Origin of the sequence: Ruegeria sp. 6PALISEP08, assembly GCF_001238295.1 — a bacterium.
Taxonomy (GTDB): Bacteria; Pseudomonadota; Alphaproteobacteria; order Rhodobacterales; family Rhodobacteraceae; genus Ruegeria.
On the sequence record NZ_LGXZ01000003.1, the window covers coordinates 222,615 to 244,588 of the forward strand.

The 21,974-nt window shown below is 59.2% G+C and carries 21 protein-coding genes; 11 read left to right on the top strand and 10 right to left on the bottom strand.

The annotated features are described in order from the left end of the window. Positions 1–33 precede the first annotated feature (33 nt). Positions 34–933, bottom strand: coding sequence for a phytanoyl-CoA dioxygenase family protein (locus ALB80_RS06530; RefSeq protein ID WP_050603227.1), 900 nt, complete (start codon positions 931–933; stop codon positions 34–36). Between the two features lie 163 nt (positions 934–1,096). On the opposite strand from ALB80_RS06530, the gene ALB80_RS06535 reads away from it, so the two are divergent. Both ALB80_RS06535 and ALB80_RS06540 read left to right on the top strand, forming a co-directional pair. Beyond that, complete coding sequence (locus ALB80_RS06535; protein ID WP_050603228.1) at positions 1,097–3,388, top strand: xanthine dehydrogenase family protein molybdopterin-binding subunit; 2,292 nt, start codon at positions 1,097–1,099, stop codon at positions 3,386–3,388. Beyond that, positions 3,366–4,442 carry a DUF2235 domain-containing protein gene (locus tag ALB80_RS06540; protein WP_050603229.1) on the top strand — a complete coding sequence of 359 codons (1,077 nt, stop codon included), beginning with the start codon at positions 3,366–3,368 and terminating at the stop codon, positions 4,440–4,442. The genes ALB80_RS06535 and ALB80_RS06540 overlap by 23 nt, the downstream gene beginning before the upstream one ends. A 2-nt stretch (positions 4,443–4,444) precedes the next feature. Here the strand turns inward: ALB80_RS06540 and ALB80_RS06545 are convergent, their stop codons facing one another. Both ALB80_RS06545 and ALB80_RS06550 read right to left on the bottom strand, forming a co-directional pair. Next, positions 4,445–5,089 (bottom strand): NUDIX hydrolase, encoded by a 645-nt coding sequence (locus tag ALB80_RS06545; protein ID WP_216597663.1) that lies wholly within the window; start codon positions 5,087–5,089, stop codon positions 4,445–4,447. A gap of 5 nt (positions 5,090–5,094) precedes the next feature. Then, on the bottom strand, positions 5,095–5,670 hold the full coding sequence (locus ALB80_RS06550; protein WP_050603230.1) for a GcrA family cell cycle regulator: 576 nt from the start codon (positions 5,668–5,670) through the stop codon (positions 5,095–5,097). Between the two features lie 125 nt (positions 5,671–5,795). Here ALB80_RS06550 and ALB80_RS06555 point away from each other — a divergent pair, with 125 nt between their 5' ends. After that, positions 5,796–6,599 (top strand): ABC transporter permease, encoded by an 804-nt coding sequence (locus ALB80_RS06555; RefSeq protein ID WP_050603231.1) that lies wholly within the window; start codon positions 5,796–5,798, stop codon positions 6,597–6,599. Between the two features lie 51 nt (positions 6,600–6,650). Here ALB80_RS06555 and ALB80_RS06560 read toward each other — a convergent pair whose 3' ends face one another. Next, on the bottom strand, positions 6,651–7,535 hold the full coding sequence (locus tag ALB80_RS06560; RefSeq protein ID WP_050603367.1) for a DMT family transporter: 885 nt from the start codon (positions 7,533–7,535) through the stop codon (positions 6,651–6,653). A 273-nt stretch (positions 7,536–7,808) separates the two neighbouring features. Here ALB80_RS06560 and ALB80_RS06565 point away from each other — a divergent pair, with 273 nt between their 5' ends. Together ALB80_RS06565 and argF are read left to right on the top strand one after the other, a co-directional pair. Continuing rightward, positions 7,809–8,996: an aspartate aminotransferase family protein gene (locus ALB80_RS06565; RefSeq protein WP_050603232.1), complete on the top strand. Its 1,188-nt coding sequence runs from the start codon at positions 7,809–7,811 to the stop codon at positions 8,994–8,996. Between the two features lie 74 nt (positions 8,997–9,070). Then, positions 9,071–9,997 carry an ornithine carbamoyltransferase gene (argF, locus tag ALB80_RS06570; protein ID WP_050603233.1) on the top strand — a complete coding sequence of 309 codons (927 nt, stop codon included), beginning with the start codon at positions 9,071–9,073 and terminating at the stop codon, positions 9,995–9,997. On the opposite strand, the gene ALB80_RS06575 is transcribed toward argF, so the two are convergent. Then, positions 9,994–10,587: a ferric reductase-like transmembrane domain-containing protein gene (locus tag ALB80_RS06575; protein WP_157054151.1), complete on the bottom strand. Its 594-nt coding sequence runs from the start codon at positions 10,585–10,587 to the stop codon at positions 9,994–9,996. The two genes, argF and ALB80_RS06575, sit on opposite strands and share 4 nt — an antisense overlap. A 6-nt stretch (positions 10,588–10,593) precedes the next feature. After that, a complete protein-coding gene (locus ALB80_RS06580; protein ID WP_050603235.1) occupies positions 10,594–11,082 on the bottom strand; it encodes a twin-arginine translocation pathway signal in 489 nt (162 codons plus the stop codon). Positions 11,083–11,292: 210 nt separating this feature from the next. Here ALB80_RS06580 and ALB80_RS06585 point away from each other — a divergent pair, with 210 nt between their 5' ends. The 3 genes from ALB80_RS06585 to ALB80_RS06595 all read left to right on the top strand — a co-directional run bounded on the left by ALB80_RS06585 (position 11,293) and on the right by ALB80_RS06595 (position 14,261). After that, a complete protein-coding gene (locus ALB80_RS06585) occupies positions 11,293–12,126 on the top strand; it encodes a phytanoyl-CoA dioxygenase family protein (RefSeq protein ID WP_050603368.1) in 834 nt (277 codons plus the stop codon). A 120-nt stretch (positions 12,127–12,246) separates the two neighbouring features. After that, the gene (locus tag ALB80_RS06590) at positions 12,247–13,209 is read left to right on the top strand and encodes a pirin family protein (RefSeq protein ID WP_050603236.1); all 963 of its coding nucleotides are present in this window, start codon (positions 12,247–12,249) and stop codon (positions 13,207–13,209) included. A gap of 77 nt (positions 13,210–13,286) precedes the next feature. Beyond that, a complete protein-coding gene (locus tag ALB80_RS06595; RefSeq protein ID WP_050603237.1) occupies positions 13,287–14,261 on the top strand; it encodes a 2-dehydropantoate 2-reductase in 975 nt (324 codons plus the stop codon). A gap of 9 nt (positions 14,262–14,270) precedes the next feature. On the opposite strand, the gene ALB80_RS06600 is transcribed toward ALB80_RS06595, so the two are convergent. The 4 genes from ALB80_RS06600 to ALB80_RS06615 all read right to left on the bottom strand — a co-directional run bounded on the left by ALB80_RS06600 (position 14,271) and on the right by ALB80_RS06615 (position 19,690). Beyond that, positions 14,271–15,749 (bottom strand): inorganic phosphate transporter, encoded by a 1,479-nt coding sequence (locus tag ALB80_RS06600; RefSeq protein WP_050603369.1) that lies wholly within the window; start codon positions 15,747–15,749, stop codon positions 14,271–14,273. Between the two features lie 89 nt (positions 15,750–15,838). Further along, on the bottom strand, positions 15,839–16,297 hold the full coding sequence (locus ALB80_RS06605; protein WP_050603238.1) for an NUDIX hydrolase: 459 nt from the start codon (positions 16,295–16,297) through the stop codon (positions 15,839–15,841). 157 nt (positions 16,298–16,454) lie between these two features. Further along, on the bottom strand, positions 16,455–18,908 hold the full coding sequence (gene hrpB, locus ALB80_RS06610; protein ID WP_050603370.1) for an ATP-dependent helicase HrpB: 2,454 nt from the start codon (positions 18,906–18,908) through the stop codon (positions 16,455–16,457). Positions 18,909–18,994: 86 nt separating this feature from the next. Continuing rightward, complete coding sequence (locus ALB80_RS06615; RefSeq protein ID WP_083445214.1) at positions 18,995–19,690, bottom strand: DUF3108 domain-containing protein; 696 nt, start codon at positions 19,688–19,690, stop codon at positions 18,995–18,997. A gap of 74 nt (positions 19,691–19,764) precedes the next feature. Between ALB80_RS06615 and meaB the strand changes: the two genes are divergently transcribed. The 3 genes from meaB (at position 19,765) to ALB80_RS06630 (ending at position 21,965) form a co-directional block, all read left to right on the top strand. Further along, positions 19,765–20,736 carry a methylmalonyl Co-A mutase-associated GTPase MeaB gene (meaB, locus tag ALB80_RS06620; RefSeq protein WP_050603371.1) on the top strand — a complete coding sequence of 324 codons (972 nt, stop codon included), beginning with the start codon at positions 19,765–19,767 and terminating at the stop codon, positions 20,734–20,736. A gap of 185 nt (positions 20,737–20,921) precedes the next feature. After that, complete coding sequence (rpmB, locus tag ALB80_RS06625; RefSeq protein WP_050603240.1) at positions 20,922–21,209, top strand: 50S ribosomal protein L28; 288 nt, start codon at positions 20,922–20,924, stop codon at positions 21,207–21,209. A gap of 405 nt (positions 21,210–21,614) precedes the next feature. Next, complete coding sequence (locus tag ALB80_RS06630; RefSeq protein WP_050603241.1) at positions 21,615–21,965, top strand: hypothetical protein; 351 nt, start codon at positions 21,615–21,617, stop codon at positions 21,963–21,965. Positions 21,966–21,974: the final 9 nt, after the last annotated feature.

Sequence of the window (21,974 nt, forward strand, 5' to 3'; positions counted from 1 at the left end):
GGGGAAGGGTCTGCGCGGTGACTCTTACCGGATTCACGGCGTGCCGGACGCCTCGGCTTTGTACAGGCGTGTGGTTTGCGATGCGCCCTGCGCCATCGCCTTGGTCTGATCTTCTTGGATACGGGCGTGAAGCTCCAGTGCTGGCGTCGAAAACAACTCTGTTGGCGTATCGATATGGATGAAATTCCCCACCCGATCTTCGCCCCGTGCCAAAACGGCATAGTCGCGGTCAGCCACTTTTTGCTGGGCGTTTGGGTTCAGGTACCGGATCGCAAGACCGATCCGTCGGTCATCCGAGGTGTTGGGCCCCGAACCATGGATCGTCAAGCCATGGTGCAGCGACATTTGCCCCGGCTGCAATTCGATATGCGTCTTGTCCTCGTCTGCCACATCGACGGCGACCTCCTGGCCGCGCGACAGCAGGTTATTGTCCGAAAACGTGTCATTATGGGGCAGGATCGGGTTCTTGTGGCTGCCTTTGACGAAATCCATGCATCCACTGGTAACCGTTGCGGGGGATAGTGCGATCCAGGCGGTCACCTGATCAGGTGTTTCACCCATGCCCCAATAGGTCAGATCCTGATGCATGCCGACCACCTGTGTCGTGCGCGGCTCTTTGATGAACAATTCCGCAGACCACAACAGCAGGTCCGGTCCCAGAACGCCTTCGACAACGTCCAGAACCCTTGGGTCCAATGCGATGCGCGACACCAGGGGCATCACCACATGGGCGTTCAGGCGCTTGTACATGGTCAAGGGCAATGGCAGGTCGGTTTCGCGCCATGTGTCTTCGATCTCTTCCAGTTCGGCACGGAACTGTTCTGTTTCCTCCGGTGAAAAGACAGTGATGGGAAAGGCGAACCCGTCCTGCCAGTAGGCTTCCACCGTTTGGGCGTCCAGACGGCCCTGTGTCAGTGTGACAGGCTTGGGCATTAATAATCTCCCACAGGCTTTGTTATGGGCAAGCTTACGAATCCCGTGCCGGATCCTGCAATTCCGTTTGCGACACAGTTGTCGCACACGCCAATGGTTAGGGCGCTGGACATAATTGGGCGTAGGGCTAGTGTCGCCTTCGAGGCAACGACAGGAGCATCCCATGGAAAAGTTCGGTAAAAGCCAGCCGGTCAAACGGACCGAAGATCAACGGTTTTTGACCGGGCAGGGGCGTTACATGGATGATGTGGTGCCCTCGAACGCTCTGTTTGCTGCCTTCTTCCGCAGCCCGGTGGCCCATGGGGACCTCACAGCGTTGGATCTTGAGGCCGCACGGGCGGCTGACGGTGTGCGACTGGTCATGACACTGGATGATCTGGCGGCAACGGGGATCGATACCGTGCTGAGTGCCGCCGTTCTGCAGAATCGCGATGGATCCAAGGCGGCGGCCCCGGATCGGCACATGCTGGCCAAGGACCGTGTGCGGTTTGTGGGTGAACCGGTGGCGGTGGTCATCGCGGACACACCTGTACAGGCGCTGGACGCGGTTGAGTTGATCTGGATGGACACGGAAGAGCGCCCTGCAAAGCTGGACGTGGAGGCGGGAGGTGAGACATTGCACGCGGAAGCGCCCGATAACCGTGCTTTTGACTGGGGTCTGGGGGATGAAGCCGCCACCGAGGCTGCCTTTCTGTCCGCCGCCCATACGGTTTCGCTGAACGTGCAGGACAACCGGGTCATCATCAGCTCGCTGGAACCACGCGGCTGTCAGGCCGACTGGTCTGACGGGCGTCTGCATTTTTCGTATGGCGGGCAAGGCGTCTGGGCGATGAAGGCGCAACTGGCGCAAAAAATGAAGCTCGATGCGGAAGATATCCGCGTCACCACCCCGGATGTGGGTGGCGGGTTTGGCATGAAAGTGATGCCCTATCCAGAATACTATTGCGTTGCCGTCGCCGCGATGAAGCTGGGCCAACCGGTTCACTGGATGTCAGACCGGTCCGAGGCGATGCTGTCCGATCACCATGGTCGCGATCTGACGTCGCTGGCCGAACTGGCCTTTGACGCCGATCACAGGATCACCGCCTACCGGGTCCACAGCAAGGTGAACCTTGGCGCCTATAACAGCCATTTTGGGCAGGCGATTCAGACAAGCCTGTTCAGCAAGGTGCTGATGGGCGTGTATGACGTGCAAACCACCTATCTGCGGGCCGAGGGTTTTTATACCAACACAACGCAGGTCGATGCCTATCGTGGGGCTGGGCGGCCCGAGGCGATCTATGTTCTGGAACGCGTGATGGATCGCGCGGCGCGCGAACTGGGTGTTGATCCGTGGGAATTGCGGCGCAAGAATTTTATCCGCCCCGGCGATTTCCCTTACACCTCCTCCACGGGTGAAACCTATGATGTTGGTGACTTCGACATGGTCCTCAACCGCGCGGCTGACCAGACCATCGGGTTTGAAACGCGCAAGGCTGCGGATGCCGAACGGGGGCTGATACGCGGGCAGGGCCTCTGTTACTATATCGAAAGCATTTTAGGGGACCCTTCCGAAAACTCGAAGGTCGAGTTTTGCGAGGATGGCACCGTGAACCTGTACGTCGGAACACAATCGAACGGGCAGGGGCATGAGACGGTTTATGCCCAATTCCTGTCCGACCAGACCGGAATTCCCATGAACCAGATCACTGTCATTCAAGGCGATACTGACCGGCTCGGCCATGGTGGCGGCACCGGTGGGTCGCGTTCGGTTACGGTGCAAAGCGCCGCCACGCTCGCCACCGTTGACAAGATAATCGCCGCATTCACGCCTTATCTTGCCGATAAGATAGGGGTCGAGGAAAGTGATGTGAGTTTTGACCACGAGACATTCCGCGTGCCGGGGTCCAACCTGACGCCGACGCTGACCGAAGCCGCTGAAATGGCCCGCGCCGACGGGCGTTTGGATCTGCTGCAACATGAGGCCCGCGCCAACCTGGATGCGCGCAGCTATCCGAACGGCGCGCATGTTGCCGAAGTCGTGATCGATTCTTACACCGGAGAGACATGGGTTGACTGTTATACAGTCGTTGACGATTTTGGTAATCTTATCAATCCAATGCTTGCCGAAGGGCAAGTGCATGGCGGGGTGGTTCAAGGTATCGGACAAGCCCTGAGCGAACATGTTGTGCACGATGCACATGGGCAACTGCTCACGGCTTCGTTTATGGATTACGCCTTGCCCCGTGCAGCGGACATACCCATGATTGAGTTTACCTCGGCGCCGGTTCCGTCAACCTCAAACCCGATGGGGATGAAAGGGTGCGGCGAAGCCGGCACAGTGGGCGCGCTGGCTGCAGTGGCAAACGCGGTTCAGGATGCGCTCTGGGATCATGGGGTGCGACAGGCGGATATGCCTTTCACACCTCAAAGAGTATGGGAATTGCTGACGCATGAAACTGTCGCGGCTGAGTAGAAAGGTTCTGGGATGGCTTGGACGGCCCTTGCGGTCCGAGCATTCCGCCGAGACGCGGCACCGCGAACCGCTCAGCCATGTCATCATCCTGGACGGCACAATGTCGACGCTCGAACCGGGGTTCGAGACACATGCCGGGCAAACCTTGCGCCTGTGTTGCGAGATGGGCAGCAAAGTTTCGGTGTTTTATGAAGCGGGCGTGCAGTGGGAAAACTGGAAATCCTCGCTGGATGTGATGATGGGCCGGGGTATCAACCGCCAAATTCGTCGTGCCTATGGCTATCTGGCCTCACGCTACAAGCCTGGGGACCGGATCTATTTCATCGGCTACTCACGCGGGGCTTACGGCGTGCGCAGTCTGGCAGGGGTGATCGATATGATCGGTCTGCTCAAGGCCGAACACGCGACCGAGCGCAACATTCAACAAGCCTATCGCCACTATGAATGCAATCCCAGCGGCACCGCCGCGCGCGATTTCCGACGGAAGTTCTGCCATGAAGGGGTTGAGATCGAGATGATCGGCGTCTGGGACACTGTCAAGGCGTTGGGCCTGCGGCTGCCGCTGCTCTGGCGCTGGGCCGAGGAACGCCACGCCTTTCACAGCCATCAACTGGGCCCTTCGACCCGCCACGGCTATCACGCCATGGCATTGGACGAGACGCGTGAGGTGTTCGACCCGGTGCTGTGGAAATGCACGCCCGAGTTCAAAGGTCATGTGGAACAGGTCTGGTTTCGGGGCACCCACGGTGACATCGGCGGGCAGTTGAACGGCTTTGAAGAGGCGCGACCGCTCAGCAACATTTCCCTGATCTGGATGCTGGATAAGGCGGAGATGCACGGATTGCCGTTGCCTGAGGGCTGGCGCGACCGCTTTCCCATAGATACTCAAGCACGGTCGGTTGGAACGTGGCGCGGCTGGGGCAAGATTTTCCTTCTGCGCAAACACCGCAAAGTCGGGCGAGATCAGTCAGAGCGCCTACATGTCTCGGTATCGCCGGACGAGCTGCCCGGTTGGGTCGCGATGCCGAATCTGCCGTCGCATCCGGCGCAGTAAGGTTAGTCGAATGACGTTGCGCCGGGATCGAGGGAAAACGCTTCAAACGCTTCCAATACATCCCGCCTGAGGTTTCGCACCAGTGACAACTCTGGCAGCGCATTCTTTTGGAAAAAGGCCACCTCGCTGGTTTCGACGCCAGCCTGTGGATCGCTATCGCTGATTTCGTCACACAAAAAGAACAGTTTATAGAAGTCCCGCGCATCTGCCGGGTAGGGGTGCCGCGCCTTGTGGCGCAAAGCATACAAGCGTCGGGCCCGAACCCGAAGACCGGCCTCTTCCCAGACCTCACGTTCGATGTTTTCCGCCGGAGAGCTGCCGATATCCGCGAACCCGCCGGGCATCGACCAGCGCCCGTCACTGCGCTCGCGCACCAAAAGGATGCGACCGTTCCGGATCACTGCGGCGCGAATATCGATACTGGGCGTGGCATAGCCGCCCGCATGTTCCGAAACCAGTCCTTCGATCCGCGAAATTGGAACCTGACCCAGATCTGCCAGAATGGCACGAGCCATGGTTGCGATCTCGTCATAGCGTTCGCGGTCAAACGGATCCTTGGTGAAATGCTGGCCGGTTTCGGCCAGCGCCAACAGGCGTTTTGCCCGGGCTAGCCAGGTATCCTCTATCGCTGTCGGATCCTGGCGCATGAGCTTTACCGACGTCGGTCGCGGCGCGAGCTCATGGGCTGGAAGGCCACGCCCACATGGGCCTCGCAATAGGGTTTGCCTGCTTCAACCGGCAGGCCACAGAACCAGAAATCTTCGGTCGCGGGGTCGCCCACGGGCCATTTGCAGGTTTTCTCGGTCAGCTCCATCAGGGTCAGCTTCTTGGCCTTCTTCTCGATCTCGTTGACCTTGGCCAGCGCTTCGGGGCTGATTTCATTGGCCGAAGGCTGCGGCGGCAGCGGTTGACCGGCGGGGATGATCTGGCGGCGGGCCGGAACGGCGGGTTTTGCCTCGGCGGTCGGGGCAGGGGCCGGGCGCGCCGGTTCGGTCTTGGGCGTGGGTTTGGGCTTGGCCTCAGCCTTGGGGGCGGGTGCCGGTTTTTCTTTCGGTTCCGCCTTGGCCGGGGATGCGCCTGTTGCCCGGTTGGACAGGCCCAGGCGATGCACCTTGCCGATCACCGCGTTGCGGGTCACGCCACCCAGTTCCTTGGCAATCTGGCTGGCCGACTGGCCTTCGCCCCACATCTTCTTCAGCAGTTCTACACGCTCGTCTGTCCAGGACATCGTTAGCCTTTCAAAAGCGGAAAGCGGCCCCGGATTCGGGCCGCCTTGGAAATTCGTCTCAGCCCCTATTCTAAACACTGCAGCCCGAGTTACAAGCTGTCTTCGAATCAGGTTGAGGGCAAAACATGCAGAATCCCGCAGATCAGACCGCGCGCCGCTTCGGAGCAGTCAACTGGATGGGACTTTACACGCTGGCACAGCGCGAGACCCTGCGCTTTCTGGCGGTCTGGACCCAGACCGTACTGGCGCCGCTGGTGACGGCAGGGTTGTTCCTGCTGATCTTTACCATCGCCATCGGACCCAGTCGACCTGATGTCATGGGCGTCCCATTTGTGATGTTTCTGGCCCCGGGGATCATGATGATGACGGTGATCCAGAACGCCTTTGCCAATACCTCATCTTCAATGGTGATCGCCAAAGTACAAGGCAATATCGTTGATACTTTGATGCCGCCACTATCACCGCTTGAGATTCTTTTGGGCTATCTCGCGGGGGGCATCGCCCGTGGTGTGATGATTGCACTGGTGATCTCAATCGCGTTGTTGGTTCTGCTTTCTATCGCCCCTCAGCATCCGTTGGTCGCGCTGATCTTTGTGGTACTTGGAGGCGCATTCATGGGTGCGCTGGGATTGTTTGCCGGTATCTTTGCAAACAAGTTCGACCAAATGGCGGCGATCACCAACTTCGTTGTGACGCCGTTGGCCTTCCTGTCGGGCACATTTTACTCGGTCGACGCGCTGCCCCCGGTCCTAAACCGTCTGACCCATCTGAATCCGGTCTTCTATCTGATCGACGGTTTGCGTTACGGAATAATCGGGGTGTCGGATAGTTCTCCGTGGCTGGGCATGGCGGTCTGCGCGTTTGCGACATTGGTGGTCGGGCTCATCACCTGGCAGATGTTGCGCACCGGGTACAGGTTGAAAGCTTGAAGCAAGCCAAACTATCTTTGCTGACAGTTTGTCGGCTCTGTGTTTTGCCTGTTACCCTTGCCGCTGTACCGCTTCTCGCCAAACCAGAATCAGCCCGCCGGCCAGAATGGTGATCGACCCGATCAGGCTGATCCAGTCGGGGATCACATCGAACACCGCAAAGTCGTAAAGGGCGGCAAAGATCAGTGTTGCATAGCTGATCGGGGCCACAAAAGACGCATCCGCCCGCGCCATGCCGTTGACGAAACACGCCTGCGCACAAGCCATCAGGACGCCGATCCCCACCAATGCAACCCATTGCTGCGGGGTTGGCATCTGAAAGACAAAACTGACCGCAATGGTGGCGATCACCAACCCCATCGAGTTGTTGATCAACAGAATCTGGATCGGCGGCTCGCGGCCCGATAGCTTCTTGATAAAGATCAGCTCCATCCCGATCAGCGCAGCGGCTGACAGCGCCAAAAGGGCAGCAGGCTGAAAGCTGGCAGGCGTTGGGCGCAGCAAGATCAGCGCACCGATCAGGGCAACGGCTGCGGCCAGCCAGCGCCACGGGCCTACCCGCTCCCCCAACAGCGGAATTGCAAGAACCATGCCAAAGACGGGATTCAGAAAGGAAATAGCTGTCGCATCCGCCATCGGAATGAAGGCCACCGAGGCAAACATCAAAGTCACACCGGCCCAGCCAAAGCTGGTTCGCCCGATATGAAGCCCCCAATGTGGCCGCACCAGCCGGGGCCGCAGGATCGCAACCACGGACAGGATTGCCAGCAGGGCAAACAGAAACCGCCCATGACTGATTTGCATCGCGTGCAAAGGTGGGCCCAAAGCATCTGTTCCCAATGCCTTGGCCAGCAGCGTTGTTGCCGCGATGAAAGCAGTGGCGACAAAGATCAGCGCAGCGGCCAGCGGTGGATTATGGCGTCTGGGTTCAAACATGGCCAACCGGTGCGTGGTTGCAGGTGCTTTGGCAAGCGCAAAATGCGACCCTTGCAAAATAGCGGCTTCCCAACCTGCACAACCATCGCTATACGGGCGGCCATGATCAAACGCGTGCAAATCCAACTGCTCCGACGCCGACGCATCTTTGCGTAACCGGCCTGTTTGATCTTATGTGCCTTCCAATTAGGCACAAACCTCACCAAATCTGTTGACGAACAGGGCCTTCGTGTATCACTCACGAGGCTCATACTATCTGAAAAGGATGATCCCATGATCCCGTCCGTTCTGCCGACCTATAACCGTGCGCCCCTGACTTTCGTGAAGGGTGAAGGCGCCTGGCTGACCGAGGCGGATGGCCGACGTTTTCTGGATCTCGGCGCCGGGATCGCGGTGAACGTGCTGGGTCATGCGCACCCCGCGCTTGTGGCCGCGCTGACCGAGCAGGCCCACGCACTGTGGCATGTTTCGAACCTGTACAACATCCCGCAGCAACAGGCGCTGGCCGACAAGCTGGTCGAGCACACCTTTGCGGACACGGTGTTCTTCACGAACTCCGGCACGGAATCCTGCGAACTGGCCGTGAAAATGGCCCGCAAGTATTTCTATGACAAAGGTCAGCCTGAGCGCGTTGAAATCATCACCTTCGACGGGTCATTCCATGGCCGCTCCTCCGCAGGCATTGCTGCCGCCGGGTCGGAAAAGATGACTAAGGGCTTTGGTCCTCTGTTGCCCGGCTTTGTGCACCTGACCTTTGGTGACCTGGACGGCGTCACCAATGCGATTGACGACAAAACCGCGGCCATCCTGATCGAGCCGGTGCAGGGCGAAGGTGGCATCCGCCCGGTGCCTGATGCCGAACTCAAAGCGCTGCGTCAGATCTGTGATGAAAACGGTCTGCTGCTGATCCTGGACGAGGTGCAATGCGGCGTTGGCCGGACCGGCAAGCTGTTCGCGCATGAGTGGGCAGGGATCACGCCTGACATCATGATGGTGGCCAAAGGTATCGGTGGCGGCTTCCCTCTCGGCGCTGTTCTGGCAACCGAAGACGCGGCATCCGGCATGACAGCGGGCACCCATGGCTCGACCTATGGCGGCAACCCGCTGGGTTGCGCCGTAGGCTGCGCCGTGATCGATCAGGTGGCAACCCCGGCCTTCCTCGAAGGTGTCAACCGAAAGGCCGGGCTTCTGCGCCAGAAACTCGAAGGTCTGGTTGCCGATCATTCCGAAGTCTTTGAAGAGGTCCGCGGCTGTGGACTGATGCTCGGTCTCAAATGCAGACCTGCCAATGTCGATGTGGTCAGTGCAAGCTATGACAACGAGGTTATCACCGTCCCCGCCGCCGACAACGTGATCCGCCTGTTGCCGCCGCTGACACTGACCGAGGATGACATCGCTCAAGCCATGATCCGCCTCGACAAAGCTGCTAAACAGATCGAAACCCAGCTCGCAACTGCCTGAGCTTCATCTTTTCCCAAATACTCCGGGGGTGTGGGGGCTGGCCCCCACCCGCCATCAGCCAAAAGCGAAGCAAAATGAACCATTTCCTCGACATCCACAAAACCGATGCCACCGACCTGCGGGCCATGATCGATCAGGCGGGCGCGATGAAACAGGCGCGCCTGGGCCGTCCCAAGGCAGCGCTCGACAGTGATCAGCCGCTGGCCGGTCGCATGGTCGCGCTGATCTTTGAAAAACCCTCGACCCGGACCCGTGTTTCTTTTGACGTGGGCGTCCGTCAGATGGGTGGTCAGACCATGGTGCTGTCCGGCAAGGACATGCAACTGGGCCATGGCGAGACGATTGCCGACACCGCCCGCGTCCTGTCGCGCTATGTCGACATGATCATGATCCGGACCTTTGACGAGACCATCCTGACCGAAATGGCCGAGTATTCAGACGTGCCGGTTATCAACGGCCTGACCGACCGCACCCATCCCTGTCAGATCATGGCCGACGTGCTCACGTTCGAGGAACATCGTGGCCCCATCGCGGGCAAAAAGGTGGTCTGGACTGGCGATGGCAACAATGTCTGCGCCTCTTTCCTTCACGCCGCAGGCCAGTTCGGGTTCGACCTAACATTCACCGGCCCTGCGCAATTCGACCCCGAAGAAGAGTTCATGGGGTTCGCGCGGCAGAAGGGGTCTCAAATCGTAGTCGAGCGGGATCCATTCAAGGCCGTTGAAGGGGCTGATTTGGTGGTCGCGGACACTTGGGTCTCGATGCACGATTCCCAGTCTGCCAAGGAACGCCGCCACAACCTGCTGCGCCCCTATCAGGTCAACACGGAACTTATGTCCCACGCCAAGCCGGATGCGTTGTTCATGCACTGCCTGCCTGCCCACCGCGAGGAGGAGGCAACCTCTGAGGTGATGGACGGTCCGAACTCGGTCATTTTTGACGAGGCTGAAAACCGCCTGCATGCGCAAAAAGCGGTTATGCGCTGGTGCCTTGGCGTTTAACGCCGTCGTACTTCCCAAACCCGCAATCTGGCGAGCGTTCCGACGCTCGCCAAAATCACAAGACCGCACAGGGCGATCTTGGTGATGATCTCCATCGTACCTTCGATGAGTAATGCATGGGCAACACTGCCCAGAATGGTTGCGATGGCCAAAGTGACGTGACCCAGACGCCAAACTAGAAACCGCAGGCGCAAGCGTTGACGTAAAACCCCCATCAGTGCAGCGGCAAAGCCGGTCCACATGGCGATTACGCCCCAGGCCGAAAAAGGAGTGGCTGAAACAAAAAGCAAGGCATCCACCACGTCCGGAGGGCTTGTGATCCACAACCCGGTGACGTGGGTTACGATGGCCGCGATCAGTGCCAGGCCGCACCATCTGTGCCAGTGTCGGCTTGTCACCGGTGAAAGTCCGGGCAGCCAGCGTCCGGCTAGCAAGGGTTGCATTAGCAGAAGGCACATCCCGATGATGCCCGCAAATCCGGCTAGAATGTAGATCGGGTCACGCCACGCCAGGTAAGGGCTAAAGGCCGATGCGATGATTGGCACGGTAACAGCGGTACCCAATACCGCCCAGATAACAATACTCCTCACCACGTTTCAGAGCGGCTGCAACACAAAATGCGCGGCTAACGTCTTGTCTTTTGCGCTCGACATCACGGGGCGCAGGAAAACGGTCTCGAACTCCTCACTGTCATAAGCCAGATGCCCGTGCGGCTGACCAAAGGCGGGCACGATTTGCGGCATCTCCAGCCGGAACTCACCCTTCGCATTCGTCAATGTGGCGCCGTGGCTGTGCGGATCGCGCTCGTGCCCCTCGGTTGTATGTGCCCAGATTTGAATGCGCTGGCCGGGCAGGGGGGCTCCGTCCCCTGCGCGCCGCACCGTGCCGGTCATCCAGAACCCACCGCCACCGATCTGGTCCACGATTGGTGCACCGGGGCGATAATTGTTCGATCCGCCCCGCATCGAAGGCGTTGGCACAAGCCCGCTTGCGCGTGCTGGCAACAAAAGCCCCGAGGTCCCGGTTGCCACAACGGCGGCACCTTGGGTGATCAGTGAGCGACGGGAGAGCAACGCGTCAGTCATCGAGAAACCTCCAATCCGCTACTACTTTTGGTCCGATAACGAGAAGTAAGATAGCATGTTTCCGGCAGATTCCGAGACAACTAGATTCAGAAAGGGCTACTCTCACTCTTCTGTGAGGCGGACAGAGGCCACAGGACCGAAACTCTTTGACGTTTCGTTTTATAAGGTGCGAAGCTTGCGCTCATGGTGTCTGAATCGAAAGGTCATGCCATGACGCGAACTGATCAGGTCTCAGTCGAAGATATTGCGGCGTTCCAGCGTGACGGGGCCGTTGTTCTTCGGTCAAAATTCTCGTCCGACTGGCTGTCGTTGCTGCGCGCAGGCATCGACGCCGACCTTGATAATCCAACCGATAATTTCACCCGCCATACCAAAGATCCGAACACCCCCGGCTATTTCGAGGATTACTGGGCCTGGAACAAAATCCCACAATTTACCGAGTTCGTTCACAACTCACCCTGTGCGCCGCTTGCCGCAGGGTTGTTGGGGGCACCGTCCATCAACCTAGTTATGGACAACTGGTTTCTTCGTGAAGCTGGATCAACTTCGCGTCCCCCTTTCCATCAGGATTTGTCCTATTTCGATTTCGAAGGCACCATGTGTGTTCTTTGGTTGCCGTTGGAGCCGGTAACAAAGGAAAACGGTATCGCCTTCGTCAAGGGATCACACCTGTGGAACAAGCTTTTCATGCGGGTGCGCTTTGCTGATGGGCACCCAAGTTATGAAACGACTGAGGTTGCCGGGCAAACCTATCACCCGCCACCTGATGTAAACGCGGACCCGGACGCCTATGACCTGTTACAATGGGATATGGAGCTTGGGGATTGTATCTTTTTCGATATGCGGACGTTGCATGGTGGGCTGTCCTCGATCACCCCGTCGGAAACGGTGCGCCGTTTCACGCTGCGCATGACTGCACCAGATGGCGTCATACGATTCCGTGGCGACTGGGCCAAAGATGAGCGCGCGCAGTTCGAGGCCGCTGGCTACGGCGAGGGGGATAGGATCAATGGCCCGTTTTTTCCCCGACTCTGGCCCCGCTAATTAGACCGGCAATGCACCCAGTCTGTGCGTTTGTGCACTTTATTGACCGAAAGATGCGGCCATCTCTTGCATGAGCGAACGATGGTCAGCTTTGCCATGTGCAGCGTAGGGAGTGATGCAATGAGTTGGAATCCGACCCACAATCCAGAATGTCTCTTGGAAAACCCGGCGTTGGACACATTGATTATTCCACGCGCCCGTGATCTGGGCGGGTTCGAGGTGCGCCGGGCCTTGCCTTCGGTCAAACGGCAACTGGTGGGTCCGTTCATCTTTTTCGATCAGATGGGCCCCGCCGAATTCATCACCGAAGGCGGTATCGACGTGCGCCCCCACCCTCATATTGGACTGGGCACCGTTACCTATCTTTATCAGGGCGAGTTCGAGCACCGCGACAGCCTCGGCACCCACCAAATGATATATCCGGGTGAGGTCAATTGGATGGTCGCAGGCCGCGGCGTAACCCATTCCGAACGCACCAGTGACGAGACGCGCGGCAAGAAACACAGCCTGTTTGGCATCCAGACCTGGATTGCCTTGCCCGAAGCGCACGAGGATATGGCCCCTGATTTCGAGCATCACAAACAGGCCGCGCTGCCGCATCTTCAAGACGCGGGCGTCAGTGCCCGATTGATCCTGGGTTCGGCCTATGGCCAAACCAGTCCGGTCACCATGCTGTCCGAGACCTTCTATCTGGACGTGCAGCTTGAACCCGGCGCCTCCTTTCCGCTGCCCGATGATCACGAGGATCGCGGCGTCTACGTCACGCAGGGTTTGGTCGAGATCGCAGGCGACACGTTTGACGAAGGCCGCATGATGGTGTTCCGCCCCGGTGACAAACTGTCGGTTAAGGCGGGTTCCTTGGGTGCGCGGCTCATGCTGCTGGGCGGCGCGACCCTGAATGAAGACCGCTATATCTGGTGGAACTTCGTGTCCTCTTCGAAAGAAAAGATCGAAACCGCAACGCGTGAGTGGAAAAGCGCCGATTGGGCCAATGGCGCGTTCCACTTGCCGCCGAGTGACGATCGGGAATTTATCCCTATTTCTGAAGAGCTTGAACGTACCAAGCCACGGTTGGCGCGTTGACAATCGACCTCGATAGCGGCGGGGTTGTGTAACGGTCCATTTGCGGTGATCCTTTCAGGTGTTTCTGAGAGGGTTTTATGAAACTCGTTATTGCAGGTGCGGGCAGCATTGGGTGTTATTGCGGCGCATTGCTGGCCCGGGTGGGCCATTCCGTCACCTTGCTGGGCCGCGCCCGTGTGCTGGACCCGATCCGTCAACACGGGCTGACGGTCACCGACTTTGACGGGCTCGATTACACCGCGCCGACCAGTTCCTTAACCCTCTGCCACGATCCCGCATGTTTGGGAGATGCCGAACTGGTGATCGTCACCGTCAAATCGGGGGCCACGGCGGATATGGCCGATCTGATCGCCGCCGAGGCGCCGCAGAATTCTCCTGTCCTGTCCTGGCAGAACGGGATCGAAAATGCTGCGACCTTGCGCACCGCCTTGCCAAGGCTTGATGTGCGTGCCGGGATGGTGCCCTTTAACGTGGTGCCCAACGGCCCCGCGTCCTATCACCGGGCAACATCGGGCGAGATTGTCATCGAAAACGGCCCCGGCGATTTGGCCGCCCGTCTTGACAGCCCTGACCTGCCGGTCTTGGCCAGTGACCAGATCGAGGCGGTGCAATGGGGCAAGTTGCTGATCAATCTGAACAATGCGCTGAATGCACTGTCCGGCCTTACGATTGTGGATCAACTGACAAGCCGCGATTGGCGCAACCTTATGGCTGATCAGATGGCTGAGGCACTTTCGGTTCTCAAGGCATCAGGGCATCCAGCGGCCTCAACCACGCCGCTGCCAGTTTGGATGACCCCGCATATCCTGCGGCTCCCGACACCGCTGTTTACCCGCATTGCGGCCCGGATGTTGACCATTGATCCCAATGCCCGAACCTCGATGGCTTATGATCTGATGGCCGAACGGCAGACGGAAATCGACAGTCTGCAAGGCCATATCATAAGGTTGGGCCGCGAAACTGGGGTGCCGACGCCGATCTGCATTCAAGTGTCCGACCTGATCAAACACGCGCCCGATCATAAGCTGACCCCGGATCAGATCCGGATGTGACCGCACCCGTCAGGTGAAGGCGGTCAGCATCCAATAGATTATGGCTGACATCGTTGCGGCAGCAGGCACGGTCACAACCCATGCTGCCACGATGGTCATGAAATGCGACCGTCGCACCAGTTTGCGGCGGCGGTATTCTTCGGGGGCCAGTTGTTGGGTAGCAGTGCGCTGAAGGTTCGTCTGCTTGCGCCGACGCTCGGAATGCCATTCGCGATAGAAGCCGACGCCAAAGACCGCACCAACGGCAATATGGGTCGAACTGACCGGCAGGCCCAGCCAACTGGCCACAATCACGGTGATCGCCGCCGACAGGGCAACGCAGAAGGCGCGCATCGGGTTCAGCTTGGTGATCTGGCTGCCCACCATCCGGATCAGCTTGGGACCGAACAGGAACAGACCGAATGAAATTCCGAACGCGCCGATGATCATCACCCAAAGCGGGATTGAAACCTTCGAGGCGAAATCACCAAACTCTGCCGCGTGAACAATCGCCGCCAGCGGACCAACCGCGTTGGCGACGTCATTCGCGCCATGGGCAAAGCTCAGGAACGTGGCCGATATCACAAGTGGAAGTCCAAACAGTGTCTTCAGCGACCGGGTGCGGTTCTCCAGCCCTTCGGATTTGCGTTTAACCCAGGGAACGGTCACAGACCAGGCCAGAAGCCCTGTGCCTAAACCAATCAGCAGAGCCATCTCCAGATCGATTTTCACGATCCGTTTCAGACCTTTTACGGACAGATAGGTGGCAAAGGCCCCCGCCATCACCGCCACAAGGATCGGCACCCACTTGCGTGCCGCAGCAATCTTGTCGTCCTGATACTGGATCTTGTTCTTGATCAGCGCCAGAAAACCGGCTGCAACCACGCCTCCTAGCACCGGAGAAATTACCCAGCTGGCTGCAATTGCACTCATCGTGCCCCAATTCACCGCGCTCAGGCCCGCTGCTGCAATCCCGGCACCCATAACCCCACCCACGACCGAGTGCGTGGTGGACACCGGTGCGCCGACCCAGGTCGCCAGATTGACCCACATTGCCGACGAGATCAGCGCCGCCATCATGGCCCAGATGAACACATCGCTGTTTTGCACCGAGGCCGGATCGATAATCCCCTTGGAGATGGTCGAGACCACATCCCCTCCAGCCAGCAACGCGCCCGCGCTTTCGGCAATGGCGGCAATCAAAATGGCTCCGCCCATTGTCAGTGCATTCGCACCAACCGCAGGACCCATGTTGTTGGCCACGTCATTGGCGCCAATGTTGATCGCCATATAGGCCCCAAAAGCAGCCGCCGCGATGATGATATGGCCGCCGTCGGCCTGACCAAACAGAACAGCCGCAGTCAACCCCGCCAGCGCCATGAACGCCAGCGCGATCCCCGGGGCCAACAAGGGGCGCGACACGTGTATATTGGCGGTCTCGACGCGGGAAATTCGGTGCAGGTCGCTGTCGAGCGCCTGCCAACGTGGTTTTGGGTTTGAGTCAGACATCGGTTTGGTCAGAAATTTGAAGATCGCCCGCAGGTAACGGTTTCCCATTGCAGGGGCAAGCTGGGTGCCATCAAATTGTTGCGAATTCGTTACATTTGCCGCAGCAGCGCCTGTAACTCGGGTTCCTGAACGCGCGTTGCTGCTTCGGTTGGGGAAAACCAGCCGCGTTCACGCTGATCGGCTTCGGGAAAATCATCGGCCAACGCCTGTACGGGAATCCGGTAGACATTGGTCAAAACCGACAGTGCCGAACCGTCTTTGAGGATTTTGTCATAAGTGAAATGACCGACGGGATCGTTGTGAACCGTATTCGCGCGTACTCCGGCCTCTTCCCAAGCTTCCTGCAAGGCCGTTTCCGCCCCATTCAGACCATCGATAGGCCAACCCTTCGGGATGATCCAACGTTTGGTGTCACGGCTTGTGATCAGCAGAACTTCGTCCTGACCGTCATGAATGCGGGTGCACAATGCTGCAAACTGCACCCGCTGTGGGCGCAGGAACAGAGGTCGTCCAACCTCTTCCCAGAGTTTTCGCAGTGTTGAACCCATTAAGCAGCGCTTCAACCAAGTTATGTCATCGGAACTGGACGGACCTAACAGTGCTATTGTTGTATTTCAATGATATCTTCAGGGTTTCTTTGATTACGAGCCGTCTCAGGCGGTGAATTGAAGAAAACCGTGTGTATTGGATCCTGTTTTGACCACCTCAATCACGCCTGCGTTTGGCTTTCAGTGTGGGATCAGCCTGCGTTGGGTCTTCGGGCCAGGGGTGTTTTGGATATTGCGCCCGCATATCCTTGCGAACATCTGCGTATGAGCCAGCCCAAAATCCGGGCAGATCGCGGGTGATCTGGATCGGCCTTTGGGCCGGGGACAGCAGGGTGATCTTCAGTGGCGTGCCCCCGACGACCGGGTGGCGAGATACGCCGAACAATTCCTGTAACCGGACCGAAATCTCGGGCACTGTTGCGCTATAGTCGATCGGAACCTTGCGCCCCAGCGGGGTTTCAAACGATCCCGGAGCACGCCGGTCCAGTTCTTGCGTCTGTGTCCAATCCAATCGGGCGCGCAAGGCGGGTAACAGGTCGAAGCGCTTCCAGTCCTCGGCGCTTTTGACACCCGAGAGCATCGGCAGCAACCAATCCTCCAATTCGGCCATCAGGCCGTCGGTCGAGAAATCGGGCAGGTCGGTCCCGTCCGCGCGCACCAGTTCGACCCGGGCCGCCAATCGGCCGGCAGCCCCGTCCAGTCGCAGCCCCAGATCGCGGACCCCGTCCAGCATCGCTCGCGCGACGTTTTCGTCCGGGACATCCTTCCAGATGCGTTCATCCAGCGTGATCGCTCCGAACCGCTCCTGTCGTCGGGACATAACCCGGCGTTCGCGTTTCGACCAAGTGCAACTGTCAGCCCAGGCGATTTGATCGGAAAACAAATCCCGGATCTCTTGTTCCGAGATCTGCGCGGCCATGCGTACTTTTGCTTCGCGTGGGTTCCCATCCGTATCGGTCACAACCAAATAAGGCGCACCCGCCAGCGTGTCGCCATTGTCCAGAACAACGCCCTTGCCACCCGACAGCACATAGCGTGGCGCTTCCCCCTTGCGCCGTTGTCCGACACGATCGGGATAAGCGAGGGCGGCCATGGCAGCCGGGCTCAGGTGCTCGGGCCCGTCTTTGGCCCGCGCCCGCAGCCGTTTGGTCTCGGTTTTGATTCGATCCACGGCACCGATATTCACCTGCCAGACGCGGTTGCGTTGGAATGCCCGCACATCCCGCAGCGCTTCTTGCCGCAGCGCGATATCGACCGGGGCGCCGCGCAAGGGGTCACGCTCGGCCATGAGGGCTGCCAATGGGGCGGCCTGTGAGCCTGCGCGCACCAGCATATGACCAAGTCGGGGATGCAGAGGCAGCGCGGCCAGGGCTCGCCCGTGTTCAGTGATCCGCCCCTTTTCGTCCAGTGCGTCCAGCATCCTTAGCAAAGCCCGTGCCTCGGCCATAGTTCCGTCGGGCGGTGGTGTCAGAAAGGTCAGATCACTGGCATCCGCGCCCCACAGCGCCAGTTCCAACGCCAGTCCAGTCAGGTCTGCCGCCTCGATCTCGGCAGGCGGGTAGGCAGCCAGCGCGCCTTCTTCACCTTTTGACCACAGCCGATAGCATACGCCTTCGGCCACCCGGCCCGCGCGGCCTGCGCGTTGCGTCGCTTCGGCCCGCGTCACGCGTTCTGTGATCAACCGCGACATGCCTGAACCCGGATCAAACCGTGCCCGCCGTGCTTGCCCCATATCAACGACCACTCGGATATCGGGGATGGTCAGAGAGGTTTCGGCAATCGACGTTGCCAGCACCACTTTTCGCCCGGTCTTGGCAGGGGCAATCGCAGCGCGCTGGGCGGCAAAGGGCATTGCCCCAAAAAGCGGATGCACGGCGCATGCCTCGGGTAGCCGGGCTTTCAATGCGGCTTCAGCCCGACGGATTTCACCTTCACCGGGTAGGAACACCAATAGGCCGCCACCCGCGGCGCGCGTTTCACGCTCGGCCTGCACCACGAGATCAACCAGTGCATCCAGACGCCGCACCTGCGGCCCCAAGGGGCGATCCAGCCAGCGCGTCTCGACCGGAAAACTACGCCCCTGTGACGTGACCAGCGGTGCCTCCATCAACCGGCCAACTGGCTCAGCGTCCAGTGTGGCAGACATGGCCAGCAGTATCAGATCATCCCGCAACGCACCTGCAACCTCAAGGCACAGCGCCAGCCCCAGATCGGCGTTCAGAGAGCGTTCGTGGAATTCGTCGAAAATCACCGAGCTGATACCGGGCAGGTCAGGGTCGGATTGCAGCATCCGGGTCAGGATGCCTTCGGTCACTACTTCAATCCGTGTGTGCTTGGACACTTTCGCATCGCCGCGCACGCGATACCCAACCGTCTGGCCTGCGCGCTCACCCAGTGTCTCTGCCATCCGCTCTGCCGCGGCCCGTGCCGCCAGCCGCCGGGGTTCCAGCATGACGATCTTTGCGTCGCACAGACCCGCCTCGAACATCGCCAGGGGGACCCGCGTGGTCTTGCCTGCTCCGGGCGGGGCCTGCAGCACCGCGCGCCCATGCGCGCGCAGGGCGTCCAGCAGTTCGGGAATGGCGTCTTCGATGGGTAGGCGTGTCGTCATCCGGCCCTTATCCGCCATCGCGCAGGTGGCGTCCAGTTCGCGCTATTTTCTCAGAACAACTGCTTTCTCAGAACAACTGCGGCACCCTATATGGTCTGGGCTTCAACCCGCATAGCCCGCATCACAGAGTCAAGTGGTTCGTAGATTACCAGCACTGGAAAGCTGTTACCCTGGGACAGGTCGCCCGGTGCGCATCCTGCCAACCGTGTAAACTGGCCTCGACAGAACACACGCCCATCTGCCTCGCTACGTTGGGTTAGTGTGATTTGTGTCAGCCGTTCCCCATCAAAGATTCTTTGGCGCAGTCGGCATAACTCTGCAGGGCTTTGATGTCGCAAACCCATGAAAATCGCGGTCAGCGGGTCGACCGCCCCGCGTTGCTGCCCGTCGGTCACGGCATAAGGGCCGCGATCACCGATCTTTGGGCCACTGGCGCGTGCAACACCGCCAGAGTAAACCAGCCGAGCGCGGGAACCTCGCTGACCTGTGTCCATGTCCTCGATGTAACGCTGAGGTAAGAAACGGTTACCGTTGCGACGCCCAGAGGCCACTATCACAAAGAGGATGCGTTTCAGCGTTCCGGCCAGCCCGGTTGTGGCTAACCGAGCTGACACGGCGTACTGTGAAGGCGTCGTGTTCGAGCTGAGTGACATTTCCCCGACCTTGACCCCCAGCGCACGTCGCGAGAACTGGCTTTGGCCCGTCTCTGCCCGGGCTATGCCGGGCAGGCAGATCAGGATAAAGCACTGCACGAAATGACGCAGCCATTGCATTGATCGCATTTCCTGTCTCCTCCGGTCTGGACAAACACCCCCGGACAAAGGCAACTATTCCTGCCTTAAAGATCGGGATGAGTATGCAGATAGACAGCCTAGGTGACAGGATTTTGAAGGGCGAGCGCCGGGCGCTGGCGCGCGCGATCACTCTGGTCGAAAGCAACCGCGCCGATCATCGCGCACAGGCCAGCGAGCTATTGGCGCAGCTTGCCGGATCGGGGCGTCAGGCGCTGCGTATCGGTCTGTCGGGGACTCCCGGTGTGGGTAAATCCACCTTTATCGAAAGCTTCGGCATGATGCTGACGGGGCAGGGGCTGCGTGTGGCCGTATTGGCGGTCGATCCCAGCTCGGCCCGTTCGGGCGGCTCGATTCTGGGCGATAAAACCCGGATGGAACGTTTGAGCCGTGAAAGAAATGCTTTCATCCGGCCATCGCCCAGCCAGAGCCATCTTGGTGGCGTTGCCCGTCGCACCCGAGAGGCCATCGCCCTGTGTGAAGCAGCGGACTATGACGTGGTGCTGATCGAAACTGTCGGTGTGGGGCAGTCCGAAACGGTTGTCTCCGAACTGTCGGACCTGTTCCTGCTGCTGTTGGCCCCAGCGGGCGGAGATGAATTGCAGGGGGTGAAACGCGGTATCATGGAGATGGCCGACATCATCCTGATCAATAAGGCCGATGGCGACCTGAAGGCCACCGCCACACGCACCTGCGCGGATTATGCGGGCGCTTTGCGACTGCTGCGCAAACGCCCGCAGGACCCGGAAGGCTTCCCCAAGGCCATGACAGCATCAGCGGTTGAAGAGCACGGGCTGGAGCAGGCATGGGATGAGATGCAAACCCTGACCCAATGGCGCCGCGACCATGGTATTTGGGAGGCCAACCGCGCGGCGCAGGCGCGCTATTGGTTCGACCAAGAAGTTCGCCATGCTCTTCTTGCGCGCCTCGATACACCGCAGGCCAAAGCTGAGATGGAGCGCCTGAACGCCGAAGTCTCTGCCGGATATTTGAACCCGGCTAAGGCGGCGGAAGAACTGCTCAGCGCGCTGACCTGACAGTTGGGCACGGGCGGGGATTCTACGCGCTGCGCAAAATGAAAGATTTCGCGCAGCCCGTCTTGACCCTCCCTGTGATTCCCACTACACGCATCCAACCAGTTTTCGGGCGCGACTTCGGGTTGTGCCCCTTGTGATTTGGCCGAGGGCTTTGTGCCCGGCCTCCAGAAACAAAGGAAGAAACCATGTCGCGCCGTTGCGAACTGACCGGAAAAGGCCCGATGACTGGCAACAATGTCAGCCATGCCAAAAACAGAACTCGTCGTCGTTTTCTGCCAAACCTGAACGACGTTACCCTGCAGTCCGAGACTCTGGGACGCGGTGTTAAGCTGCGCATCTCGGCCGCTGCTCTGCGTTCGGTTGATCACCGTGGTGGTCTGGACGCGTTCTTGGCCAAAGCCAAAGACGAAGAACTGTCGGCAAACGCTCTGAAAGTGAAAAAGGAAATCGCCAAGGCACAAGCCACGGCCTAAGCCTTTTTACTTATGGATTTCAAGGCCCTGCACCTTTTGGTGCGGGGTTTTTTTATTGTGGGTGCCTAGTGGCAATCGGCATTGTTCTCAAATTCGAAATTATTTTCCCCGATTGGTGAATTGCTTCACATACAGAGATTCGAATCTGACCTAGCGTCAAAATCACTCATCAGGCGGGGGCCAAATTATGACGTTAAAAAGTTTCTACCTTTTCCTGTTTCTGACCACGGTTTTTCGCAAGGCAATTTCCGCTTGTACGCGGATGCAGCGCAGGGTGAACCGGTCACACACCAGCTTCAATACAAGCAAGGTGAAAAGACCGGGAATAGATTACTGAGATCAGCTTCAAGCGCGACCCTTTGGCGCTTGAAGCTATTCTGCTGACTGACCTATACCCGGGTCAGAATGAGACCTGCCATTGTAAGACTTTTGCCTGTTGTCCTCTCTCTGCTCTTGGTTCTGACCGGGCAGGGCCTTGCCATGTCGCGGGGTATGGACAAGGCCGTGGGGCAGATGGTGCTGTGCACCGGCACTGGCCCTGTTGTTGTCTATATGGACGAAAGCGGTCAACCCACCGCGCCGCCGCATTACTGCCCGGAATACGCACTATCATTGCTGGGTGCGATTGCCGTCGCCGATCCTGCTCTGCCCGCAGCTCCGGAACAGGCGCAGCCTGCACCGTTGAGGCATCTTGGTCACCAGATCACCCTGCCAGCATCGGGCGCTCCGGCGCGCGCGCCGCCTGAACTGGTTTGAGAACCAATC